Below are 11,545 nucleotides of genomic sequence, written 5' to 3'. Positions count from 1 at the left end.
CTGCAGGAGAGAGGCTTGCCCGCGAAGAGGCCCGCCAAAACGCTACAAAAAATCAGTTCAAACCCAATTTCCCACGCAATGTGGAAAGGTCTTCAGCCAACGTATTCACCGGCCCAACCAACGCCTTGCGGTCGTTCTCTTTCACCTTGTCATACGTCTCGAACCCACCATCCCCGGTTTTGTACTTCGCCAGAATCTTGTTCACGCTGGCAAAGTTCTTGTCGACCTTGGCAATAAACGCCGCGTCCTGCTTTTCGATCTGCGGACGGAACAGGTCGACGATTTTCTTCGCGCCGTCGATGTTGCCCTGGAAGTCATACAGGTCAGTGTGGCTGTAGCGGTCTTCTTCACCGGAGATCTTGGTGGCCGCCACTTCTTCAAGCAAGGCAGCGGCGCCGCCCACGACTTTCTCGGGCGGGAAGGTCAGGCCGGCGACGCGGGTTTGCAGGTCTTTGACGTCTTTGTTCAAGCCATCGGCCAGTTCATCGAGACCCTGGGTGCTGTTTTGCGAGAACAGCGAATATTCAATGCGGTGGAAACCGGTGAAATCTTCGGCCTTCACGCCTTTTTCGTGGTCATCAACGCGTGAGTCGATGGACGCATCGAGGTCGCTGAACAGCTCGGCAATCGGCTCGATCGATTCGTAGAAAACCCGGGTCGGTGCGTACAGTTTCCTGGCGGTGGCCAAGTCGCCTTTTTTCACTGCATCGGTGAACTGCTGTGTGTGGCTGGCCAGCTCATCCAGTTGCTCGGTGACATAGATTTTGTAATCCGAAATCGGCTGCACCAGCTCCAGCGGCGCCGTCGCCGCGAAAGCCGACAGCGGGGTATTGAGCAAGCCTAGGGTCAGCAATAACGCGAGGGGCGACTTTTTCATGGGACGGTTCCGTATGGGGGTTGTTCAGGTGTTTGTTTTGGGTGAGGTAGCGTCAAGCAGCGAGCGACCGATGAAGTCCTGGTCGCCCATCACACCCGGCAGGGTGAAGAAGTAACCGCCGCCGACCGGCTTGAGGTATTCCTCCAGCGGCTCGCCGTTGAGTCGGGTTTGGACGGTGATAAAACCTTTGTCCAGATCGGCCTGGTAGCAGATGAACAACAAACCCATGTCCAACTGACCGTTCTTGTTCACGCCGTTGGAGTAGTTGAACGGCCGGCGCAGGATCAGGTTGGCCTGGGTCGCAGCAGTGCGCGGGTTGGCCAGGCGGATATGCGCGTCGAGTTTGGTCAGTTTGCCTTGCGGGTCCTTGGCGTAGTCCGGAACTTCAGTTTCATGGGCGCCGCCCATGGGCGCGCCGGTGGCTTTTATGCGGCCGAGAATGCTTTCCTGTTCCTGCAAGGGCGTGCGGTCCCAGCGCTCGACGAAGTTGCGGATGATCCGCACCGCCTGATAGCTGCCATTGGCGGCCCACGCCGGTTCGTCGCTGCCCGGTTGCACCCAGACGAGGCTGTCCATGGCCTTGGCGTCGTTGGAGTCCGGGTTCGCCGAGCCGTCGCGAAAACCGAGGAAATTGCGTGCGCTCTGCGCCGGCACACCGGGTTTCGCCGGGGCCTGGGGCGGCACGCTGCCTTCCTGTTTCCAGCGCACCAGCAGCAGGTCCGGCAGGTTTTTCACAATGTCGCGCAGGGCGTGGATGTTGGTGTCGGTGGTGTTGGCGCAAAACTGCAGGCTCAGGTCGCCGTGGCAGCAATCGGCGTCCAGAGCATCGTTAGGAAAACCGACCATGCGGCTCAACCGTTTGGGCTTGGCCGCGGCCAGGCCGAAGCGCTCGTCGAACAGCGACTCGCCCACCGATACGGTGATGGTCAGGTTGTCCGGCGTGACCACCGGGCCGAGGATGCCCGAATCCACCGGCGGCAGTTTCGGATCGACTTGCGCCACCGGTCCGCCCTGCATCAGGAACGCGATGCGCTCGTTGAGGGTGCGGAACAGCCGTTCCAGGTCCTCGCGATCACTGGCCAGCACATCAAACGACACCAGCATGCCTGATGCCGGGCGCGGAGTGACGATGCCGGTCTGGTGCTTGCCGTGGAACGCGTGGCGGTCTTCGGTCTTGTCGCTGCTTGGTGCTTCGGTGACTTGCGCGGGGCTTGCGGCCATCGCCGGACAGCTCAGTGCGGAGCCTGCCAGCGCAACACCCGCAGCGCCCATGCCCATCAATACCCGGCGACGCTGGAGGTTGAAGTGTTCTGAATCGTTCATCGGTTTTGAGTCTTCTGCTTAAAGGCCGGAAAGGCCGAGGGCGGGATCGATTCCATCGAGTGTGTCGGCCAGCGCCTTGGCCTTGTCGGCGATCTGTTTACGCTGCGCGGCACTCACCGTGTCGTAGCTCGCGTAGCCGTCCTGGACCTTCAACCCATTGAGTTCGGCATCGAGGGCGGTGATCGCGCTGTCGATCTTCGGCAGCAACTCGACGGCGGACGTGGTCAGCAACGGGCGCAACAGGTCGACGACTTTGCGCGCAGCAAAGAGGTTGGCGGCGAAACCGTTCAGGTCGGTGTGGCTGTAGCGTTCTTCTTCACCGCTGCTGGCACGCACATCGGCGAGGCTGTGCAGATTGCGCGCGACAATGCTCACCAACTGTTCCGGTGGCAGCGATTGCGCGAGCAGTTGCTGTTTGAGCGTGGCGACGTCGCTGTTCAAGCGCTGGGCAACCGGTGCCAGACCGTCGAGGTTGCGTTGCTGGAACAGCGCGTACTCGATGCGGTGGAAACCGCTGAAGGCTGGATCCTGTTCGCGTTTCTCGAAGTAATCGGCGCGGGCATTGATGGCGTTGTCCAGTTCAGCCAGACGCTGGGCGGCGGGGGCGATCCGTTGATAAGCGGCGCGGGCGGGCACATACAGCGCTTGTGCCTGGCTCAGGTCGCCAGCGGCGATTGCTTGCTCAAGGGCGGCGACGGCTTTGATCAGCGCGCTGCTTTGACTGCTCAGGTACACACGGAATTCCGACAACGGCCCTACGAAGGCGACCATCGACGGCTTGGCCTTGGCGGCCGCGTCGGAGGCGGCAGTCGGAGTCACGTGCAAGGTGCCTCGCGGGTTGCTCAGCAATCCGCAGGTGATCGCATAGTCGCCGGGTAGCAGGTTGGCATTGATCACCTGGCTCAGGCCCGGCGCGATGTTTTCCCGTTCTTCGACTACCAGCACGCCGTCAAGGATCTCCCATTCCACCGCCCGGTCCGAGCGATTGACGATGCGGAAGCTGGCGCGACCCGCCGGAACGGACAGCGCATTCGGTTCGCAGCTGTGCGGGTGAATAGTCACCAGCACTTCGTCATGGTTAACCTGGCGCTTGGCCGCCGCCATTTTCGAGGCGTAGTAGAACAGGCCGCCGGCGGCGATCATCACGATCACCGAACCGGCCACCGCCCAGCGCAAGGCGCGGGGAGGCGAGGCCTGGGGAGGGGCTTGATTTGGCATGGGTGCCCTTATTGGCTGGAAACGGAAGAAGGTTGTTCAGCGGGTGCCGGGGCTGGGATGAAGAACATCACCAGCGCCACTACCAGGTAAATCAGATAGGCCCCGAGGGTGCTGACCGTCGGCGCGTCCTGGTAACCGAACATGCCGGCCAGCACCGATCCCACCGGGCCGTCCATCGGCAGCGTCGCACTGAAGTCCAAGAGCACGGTTTGCAGGTGATTCCAGACTCCGGCTTCATGCAGCGCCTGCACCGAGTTGGCGAGAATGCCCGCCGCCACCACCAGGATGAACAAGCCGGTCCAGCGGAAGAACGCGCCGAGGTTCAGGCGCATGCTGCCGGTGTAGATCAGGAAGCCGACGATGATCGCCAGGATCAGGCCGAGGAGGGCGCCGATCGGTGCCGCCGGGCCTTCGCTCTGCTGGAACACCGCGAGCAGAAAGAACACCGTCTCCAGGCCTTCCCGGGCCACGGCGAAAAACACCATGGCGATCAGTGCCGTGACCTGGTGTTTGGAGCCGGTCAGCGCGTGGTCGAGGGAGACGTGCAGCGAGTGCTTGATCGAACGCGCCACTTTGCGCATCCAGAAGACCATGGAGCTGAGAATGCCGACAGCCACCAGGCCGACCACACCTTCAAACAACTCCTGTTGTTTCTGTGGGAATTCGGCGCTCACCAGCTCCAGACAACCGCCCACCAACAAGGCCAGCGCAACGGCAAGGAAAACGCCGATCCAAACGGCGGGCATCCACTGGCCACGGCCGGTCTGCTTGAGGTAGCTGGCGATGATGCCAACGATCAACGCGGCTTCAATGCCTTCGCGCAGCATGATCAGAAAAGGAACAAGCATTCAGCACCGTCGTGGAATTAGATAGGGTGCTAAGTTGTAACATAATGACACTCATTCCCAAATGGCATTAATTGGCATTTACCTGAACCTAACCTGAACAACTCTAAAGATCACACCACCCCCTTGTAGGAGCGAGGCTTGCCCGCGAAGAACGATTACTCGGTATCAGGGCAAGACCGAGTCGCCTGCTTCGCGGGCAAGTCGGATCGCCGCACCGCTCGCTCCTACAGGATTGGGTCGCTGTGCGCTAAGATGCCGGCACTCAAACAAGATCAAGGCCCACCTCGCTCAATGTCGGAAAAAGACACCATCGCCATCCAACTGGTGCGTGAAGCCCTGTTGCAAAGCTGCGCCGCCGGAGCCGCCACCGACGAGGTATTGAACAAGGTCGGCATTGATCCGCAGCTGCTGCAAACCAGTGATGCCCGCGTTCCGGCGACGGCGTATGCACGGCTTTGGCGCTTGCTGGCCCGGCGCGGGGACGATGAGTTTTTTGGCATGGACCCGCGCAAGCTCAAATCCGGCAGCCTTGAGTTTCTCTGCCGCAGCTCGATGATCCAGCCGAGCCTGGCAGCCGGCCTGACCTCAGGCCTGAGTTTCCTGTCGTTGATGCTCGAACGCATGCCGGCGCAGCTGGTTCGTCAGCAAAGCCTGGCGGAGATCGTGTTGCTGGAAGATGAGCTGGACCCGCGCCGGGCCTTTACCTATTTCACCTACTGGATGATCGTGCACGGCGTTGCCTGTTGGCTGGCGGGGCGGCGGATACCGATTCTGGCCATTGAATTACGCTGCCCGGCGCCGGATTTCTGCGATGACTATCAGGTGATGTTCTCCGAGAACCTGCGATTCGACCGGCCCCGCACGCGGATGATTTTCTCGGCGGATTGCCTGGACCTGCCGATCAAGCGCAGCCCGGAAGAACTCAAGCGCTTCCTGGCCCATGCGCCAGCGAATATTCTGGTCAAGTACCGCGACCCGGAGAGCCTGGCGAGCCGGATCAAGCATGATTTACGCCAGTTGCCCGCCGATCAGTGGCCGGAGACCGAGCCTCTGGCGCAGCAACTGTGCATGTCGGCCTCGACCTTGCGCCGGCGCCTGGCGGAGGAAGGGCAGACCTATCAAGGGCTCAAGGACAGCGTGCGCAAGGAATTGGCCATTGTCTGGCTGGCTGAGCCGAGTATCAGCTTTGCCGAGATCGCCACGCGGCTGGGGTTTGCGGATGCGAGTTCGTTCTACAAGGCGTTTCGCAAGTGGTCGGGGTCCAATCCGGGGCATTATCGGAGTTTGATCCTTAACGAAGCGAGCTAGATACCGATCGTTCCCGCGCAGAGCGTGGGAACGATCATTGGCTACCTTGGCCAAACCAGTCAGACAACTTGATAGCTTTGACCATTGCCCCGAGCCCCGCGTGGGGTGAGTATTTCTGTGGTTTTTACGGTTCCCCCAACCTAATAAAAATACACAGGGATTCTGGCAATGCGCGATTACTTGTCTGCCACGTCACAGTTCAATTATCAGCACACCGTCGACGCCGCCCTGGCCGGCGATCTGACTGCCCTAAACGCCTGCGTCGAGTGTTGCGACCGGCATGCCTTGCCGGGGCGTATTGCGCTGTTCTGGGAAGGCCGCGACGGCGCCAGCGCCACGTATACCTTCAAGGACTTGCAGGACAAAGCCGCGTGCTTTGCCAACTTCCTTCTGGCCCAGGGCGTGAAAAAAGGCGACAAGGTCGCCGGCCTGCTGCCACGTAATATCGAATTGCTGATCACCGTCTTCGCCACCTGGCGCATCGGCGCGGTCTATCAGCCGCTGTTTACCGCCTTCGGCCCGAAAGCCATCGAACACCGACTCAGCTGCTCCGGCGCCAAAGTGGTGGTGACCGATGCGGTCAATCGCCCCAAACTCATTGAAGTCGCCGACTGCCCGACCATCGTTACCGTCGGCGGTGCGAAAGGCCAAGGCATCGTCCGTGGCGATTACAGCTTCTGGGCCGAACTGGCCAATTATTCCCCCGAGTGCGAACCGGTGTTGCTGACAGGCGAAGACCCGTTCCTGCTGATGTTCACCTCGGGCACCACCGGCCCGTCGAAAGCACTGTCGGTGCCGCTCAAAGCCATTGTCGCTTTCCAGAGCTACACCCGCGACGCCGTGGACCTGCGCCCCGAAGACGCGTTCTGGAACGTCGCCGATCCGGGCTGGGCCTACGGCATCTATTTCGGCGTCACCGGTCCCATGGCGATGGGGCATCCGATCACCTTTTACGATGGCCCGTTCACCCTCGAAAGCACCTGCCGGGTGATCAATAAATACGGGATCACCAACCTCACCGGGTCACCGACGGCCTATCGCTTGCTGATTGCCGGTGGCGACGAGTTCGCCAAGTCGATCAAGGGCAAACTGCGTATCGTCAGCAGCGCCGGTGAGCCGCTGAACCCGGAAGTGATCCGTTGGTTCGCCGATAACCTCGGAGTGGTCATTCATGACCATTACGGCCAGACCGAACTGGGCATGGTCCTGTGCAATCACCATGGCCTGGAGCACCCGATCCACATGGGCGCCGCCGGGTTTGCCTCGCCGGGCCACCGCATCGTGGTGCTCGACGACGAATACAAGGAACTCGGCGTCGGCCAGCCCGGCATCCTCGCCATCGACCGTACCCAGTCGCCGATGTGCTGGTTCGCCGGTTACGAAGGCGCGCCAACCAAAGCATTCGTTGGCAACTACTACCTGAGTGGCGACACCGTCGAGTGGAACCCGGACGGCAGCATCAGCTTCGTCGGGCGCAGCGATGACGTGATCACCACTTCCGGCTACCGCGTCGGCCCGTTCGATGTGGAAAGTGCATTGATCGAACACCCGTCAGTGATCGAAGCCGCCGTCGTCGGAAAACCCGATCCGGAGCGCACCGAACTGGTCAAAGCCTTCGTCGTGATTTGCGAGCAATACCGCCCGACGCCGGAGCTGGCCGAAGAACTGCGTCAACACGTGCGCAAGCGCCTGGCCGCGCATTCGTACCCGCGTGAAATCGAATTTGTCAGCGAGTTGCCGAAAACCCCAAGCGGCAAATTGCAGCGCTTTATCTTGCGCAACCAGGAAATCGCCAAGGCTCAAGAGGCTGCGGCGAAGAACGTTTAGCTTGAATCAAGGACACAATGATGCAGATCGAAAACAAGGTTTTTCTCGTCACCGGCGGTGCCTCGGGCCTCGGTGCGGCCACTGCTGAAATGCTGGTCGCGGCTGGCGCCAAAGTGATGCTGGTGGACATGAACGCCGAGGCGGTCGCGGCCCAGGCGCAACGTCTCGGCGCGCAAAGCGTAGTGGCCGACATCAGCGACGAAGCCGCCGCCGAAGCCGCTGTGCAGGCGACGGTGAAAGCCTTCGGCGGTCTCAACGGTCTGGTCAATTGCGCCGGCATCGTGCGTGGCGAGAAGATCCTCGGCAAGACCGGCCCGCACGCGCTGGCCAGTTTCAGCCAGGTGATCAACGTCAACCTGATCGGCAGCTTCAATATGCTGCGCCTGGCTTCGGCGGCCATCGCCGAAGCCGAAGCGGATGCCGACGGCGAACGCGGCGTGATCATCAACACCGCCTCAGCCGCGGCTTACGATGGCCAGATCGGCCAGGCCGCTTATGCAGCGTCCAAAGGCGCGATCGTCAGCCTGACCTTGCCCGCCGCCCGTGAACTGGCGCGCTTCGGCATCCGCGTGATGACCATCGCCCCCGGCATTTTTGAAACCCCGATGATGGCCGGCATGACCCCGGAAGTCCGCGCGTCCCTGGCGGCTGGTGTGCCATTTCCGCCGCGTCTGGGCAAACCGGGCGAGTATGCCGCGCTGGTCAGGCATATCATTGAAAACAGCATGCTCAATGGCGAGGTGATCCGTCTCGACGGTGCCTTGCGCATGGCCGCTAAATAAGGAGGATTTGTCATGACTATTGCCAACGATCCCATCGTTATCGTCAGCGCCGTCCGCACCCCGATGGGCGGTTTCCAGGGCGAACTGAAAAGCCTGACCGCGCCGCAACTGGGGGCTGCCGCGATCCGCGCTGCCGTCGAACGCGCGGGTATCAAACCTGAATCCGTAGAAGAAGTGCTGTTTGGCTGCGTACTGCCCGCCGGGCTCGGTCAGGCACCGGCGCGGCAAGCTGCATTGGGCGCGGGGCTGGATAAATCGACCCGCTGCACCACCTTGAACAAGATGTGCGGCTCGGGCATGGAAGCAGCGATTCTGGCCCACGACATGCTCGTTGCCGGCAGCGCCGACGTGGTCGTCGCGGGCGGCATGGAAAGCATGTCCAACGCACCGTACCTGCTGGACCGCGCTCGCAGCGGTTACCGCATGGGCCATGGCCGCGTGCTCGATTCCATGTTCCTCGACGGTCTGGAAGACGCCTACGACAAGGGCCGCCTGATGGGCACCTTCGCCGAGGATTGCGCCGAAACCAACGGTTTCAGCCGCGAAGCCCAGGACGCGTTCGCCATTGCCTCGACCACCCGCGCGCAGCAGGCGATCAAGGACGGCAGCTTCAAGGACGAGATCGTGCCGATTACCGTGACTGTCGGAAAAGAGCAGGTGCTGATCAGCAACGACGAACAACCACCGAAAGCCAAGCTGGACAAGATCACTTCGCTGAAACCGGCATTCCGCGAAGGCGGCACGGTGACTGCGGCCAACTCCAGTTCGATTTCTGACGGTGCGGCGGCGCTGGTGCTGATGCGCCGCTCCGAAGCACAGAAACAAGGTCTGAAACCGCTGGCAGTGATTCACGGCCATGCTGCATTTGCCGATACCCCGGGCCTGTTCCCGGTGGCACCGGTGGGCGCGATCAAGAAGCTGCTGAAGAAAACCGGCTGGTCCGTGGACGACGTCGAGCTGTTCGAAGTCAACGAAGCATTCGCGGTGGTCAGTCTGGTGACCATGACCAAACTGGAAATCCCCCACGAGAAGATCAACGTGCACGGCGGCGCCTGCGCCCTGGGCCACCCGATTGGTGCGTCTGGCGCGCGGATTCTCGTGACCTTGCTCTCGGCCCTGCGCCAGAAAGGCCTGAAACGCGGCGTTGCAGCGATCTGCATCGGCGGCGGTGAAGCCACGGCCATGGCTGTGGAATGCCTTTACCAAGGTTGACGCAATTCCCACTCTAGGAGCGAGCCTGCTCGAGAATGCGGTGTGTCATTCAACGTTAATGTCGACTGACACGGCTCTTCGCGAGCAGGCTCGCTCCTACAGGTTCTGCGTCAGGCTCAATTTTTAAGGATTCACCATGATTCCCGATGACGACCAACAACAGATCCGCGACATGGCCCGACAATTCGCCCAGGAACGGCTGAAACCGTTTGCCGCCGAGTGGGACCGCGAACACCGCTTCCCCAAGGAAGCCATCGGTGAGATGGCCGAACTGGGCTTCTTCGGCATGCTGGTGCCGGAGCAGTGGGGCGGTTGCGACACCGGTTACCTGGCCTACGCCATGGCATTGGAAGAAATCGCCGCCGGTGACGGCGCCTGCTCGACGATCATGAGCGTGCACAACTCCGTGGGTTGCGTACCTATCCTCAAGTACGGCAACGACGATCAGAAAGAACGCTTCCTCAAGCCACTGGCCAGCGGCGCGATGCTCGGCGCCTTTGCCCTGACCGAACCGCAGGCCGGTTCCGACGCCAGCGGCCTGAAAACCCGTGCGCGCCTGGAAGGCGATCACTACGTGCTCAACGGCTGCAAGCAGTTCATCACGTCCGGGCAGAACGCCGGGGTGGTGATCGTGTTTGCCGTGACCGACCCGAGTGCCGGCAAGCGCGGCATCACGGCGCTGATCGTGCCGACCGATTCGCCGGGCTACAAAGTCGCCCGGGTCGAAGACAAACTCGGTCAGCACGCCTCCGACACCTGCCAGATTCTCTTCGAAGACGTCAAAGTGCCGGTGGCCAACCGGTTAGGTGAGGAGGGCGAAGGTTACCGGATCGCCCTGGCCAACCTTGAAGGCGGCCGCGTCGGCATCGCTTCGCAATCGGTGGGCATGGCCCGCGCCGCGTTTGAAGCGGCCCGCGACTACGCCCGTGAGCGTGAGAGTTTCGGCAAGCCGATCATCGAACATCAAGCCGTAGCCTTCCGCTTGGCAGACATGGCGACGCAAATCGCCGTCGCCCGGCAAATGGTGCATTACGCAGCGGCACTGCGGGACAGCGGTCAACCGGCCCTGGTCGAAGCGTCCATGGCCAAGCTGTTCGCCTCGGAAATGGCCGAGAAGGTCTGCTCCTCGGCGTTGCAAACCCTCGGCGGTTACGGTTACCTGAACGACTTCCCGCTGGAGCGGATCTACCGCGACGTGCGGGTTTGCCAGATCTACGAAGGCACCAGCGATATTCAGCGCATGGTTATTTCGCGCAATCTTTAAGAAGGAGTCCATTGTGAGTTACGAAACGATTTTGCTGGAAACCCACGGTCGTGTAGGCCTGATCACCCTCAACCGTCCGCAGGCGCTGAACGCGTTGAATGCGCAGATCGTCAGCGAACTGAACCACGCCCTCGATGGCCTGGAAGCTGATTCGAACATCGGCTGCATCGTGCTGACCGGCTCGAAAAAAGCCTTCGCCGCCGGCGCCGATATCAAGGAAATGGCCGAACTAACCTACCCGCAGATCTATCTGGACGACCTGTTCAGCGACAGCGATCGCGTGGCCAACCGCCGCAAGCCGATCATTGCAGCGGTCAACGGTTTCGCCCTGGGCGGTGGCTGTGAACTGGCGCTGATGTGCGATTTCATCCTTGCCGGCGACAATGCGAAATTCGGCCAGCCGGAAATCAACCTCGGCGTGCTGCCGGGTATGGGCGGCACCCAGCGCCTGACCCGCGCCGTGGGCAAGGCCAAGGCCATGGAAATGTGCCTGAGCGGACGTTTGATTGATGCGGTAGAAGCCGAGCGCTGCGGGATCGTCGCGCGGATCGTGCCGGCGGATGAACTGCTGGAAGAAGCGCTGAAAGTCGCCGCGTTGATCGCCAAGAAGTCGTTGCCGATCGCGATGATGATCAAGGAAAGCGTCAACCGCGCGTTTGAAGTGAGCCTGTCGGAAGGCGTGCGCTTTGAGCGCCGGGTGTTCCATGCGGCGTTTGCGACGCAGGATCAGAAGGAAGGGATGGCGGCGTTCATTGCCAAGCGTGAGGCGCAGTTCCAGGGTAAGTGATGTAGCGACCTCACCGACGCCTTCGCGGGCAAGCCTCGCTCCTACTGGGTTACGGGTCGTTCATGCGAACACCGATAACCTGTAGGAGCGAGGCTTGCC

General features: G+C 61.4%; 10 protein-coding genes. 6 read left to right on the top strand and 4 right to left on the bottom strand.

The window, feature by feature from the left end; translation table 11 throughout:
• Positions 1–52: 52 nt before the first annotated feature.
• From efeO (QMX98_RS26675) to efeU, 4 genes are read right to left on the bottom strand one after another with little or no spacing between them, the layout of a single operon-like run.
• Positions 53–877 carry an iron uptake system protein EfeO gene (gene efeO, locus QMX98_RS26675; protein WP_169857797.1) on the bottom strand — a complete coding sequence of 275 codons (825 nt, stop codon included), beginning with the start codon at positions 875–877 and terminating at the stop codon, positions 53–55.
• A 24-nt stretch (positions 878–901) separates the two neighbouring features.
• Complete coding sequence (gene efeB, locus QMX98_RS26670) at positions 902–2,200, bottom strand: iron uptake transporter deferrochelatase/peroxidase subunit (RefSeq protein ID WP_282411618.1); 1,299 nt, start codon at positions 2,198–2,200, stop codon at positions 902–904.
• An 18-nt stretch (positions 2,201–2,218) separates the two neighbouring features.
• The gene (gene efeO / locus QMX98_RS26665; protein ID WP_282411617.1) at positions 2,219–3,418 is read right to left on the bottom strand and encodes an iron uptake system protein EfeO; all 1,200 of its coding nucleotides are present in this window, start codon (positions 3,416–3,418) and stop codon (positions 2,219–2,221) included.
• 8 nt (positions 3,419–3,426) lie between these two features.
• Entirely contained in the window at positions 3,427–4,266 is an 840-nt protein-coding gene (gene efeU / locus QMX98_RS26660; protein ID WP_282411616.1) for an iron uptake transporter permease EfeU, read from the bottom strand.
• Between the two features lie 291 nt (positions 4,267–4,557).
• On the opposite strand from efeU, the gene QMX98_RS26655 reads away from it, so the two are divergent.
• The 6 genes from QMX98_RS26655 to QMX98_RS26630 all read left to right on the top strand — a co-directional run bounded on the left by QMX98_RS26655 (position 4,558) and on the right by QMX98_RS26630 (position 11,446).
• On the top strand, positions 4,558–5,574 hold the full coding sequence (locus QMX98_RS26655) for an AraC family transcriptional regulator (RefSeq protein WP_282411615.1): 1,017 nt from the start codon (positions 4,558–4,560) through the stop codon (positions 5,572–5,574).
• 168 nt (positions 5,575–5,742) lie between these two features.
• Entirely contained in the window at positions 5,743–7,401 is a 1,659-nt protein-coding gene (locus QMX98_RS26650; protein WP_282411614.1) for an AMP-binding protein, read from the top strand.
• 20 nt (positions 7,402–7,421) lie between these two features.
• On the top strand, positions 7,422–8,183 hold the full coding sequence (locus QMX98_RS26645; protein ID WP_077748380.1) for an SDR family NAD(P)-dependent oxidoreductase: 762 nt from the start codon (positions 7,422–7,424) through the stop codon (positions 8,181–8,183).
• A gap of 12 nt (positions 8,184–8,195) precedes the next feature.
• The gene (locus QMX98_RS26640; protein ID WP_145307255.1) at positions 8,196–9,395 is read left to right on the top strand and encodes an acetyl-CoA C-acyltransferase; all 1,200 of its coding nucleotides are present in this window, start codon (positions 8,196–8,198) and stop codon (positions 9,393–9,395) included.
• Between the two features lie 136 nt (positions 9,396–9,531).
• Positions 9,532–10,659: an acyl-CoA dehydrogenase gene (locus QMX98_RS26635; RefSeq protein ID WP_077748382.1), complete on the top strand. Its 1,128-nt coding sequence runs from the start codon at positions 9,532–9,534 to the stop codon at positions 10,657–10,659.
• Positions 10,660–10,672: 13 nt separating this feature from the next.
• A complete protein-coding gene (locus QMX98_RS26630; protein WP_077748383.1) occupies positions 10,673–11,446 on the top strand; it encodes an enoyl-CoA hydratase in 774 nt (257 codons plus the stop codon).
• Positions 11,447–11,545 lie beyond the last annotated feature (99 nt).

It is taken from the genome of Pseudomonas sp. PS02303, from assembly GCF_029959925.1.
Lineage (GTDB): Bacteria > Pseudomonadota > Gammaproteobacteria > Pseudomonadales > Pseudomonadaceae > Aquipseudomonas > Aquipseudomonas mandelii.
Note: the sequence above shows the minus strand (reverse complement) of the source record. Positions and strands in the feature narration are given on the sequence as shown.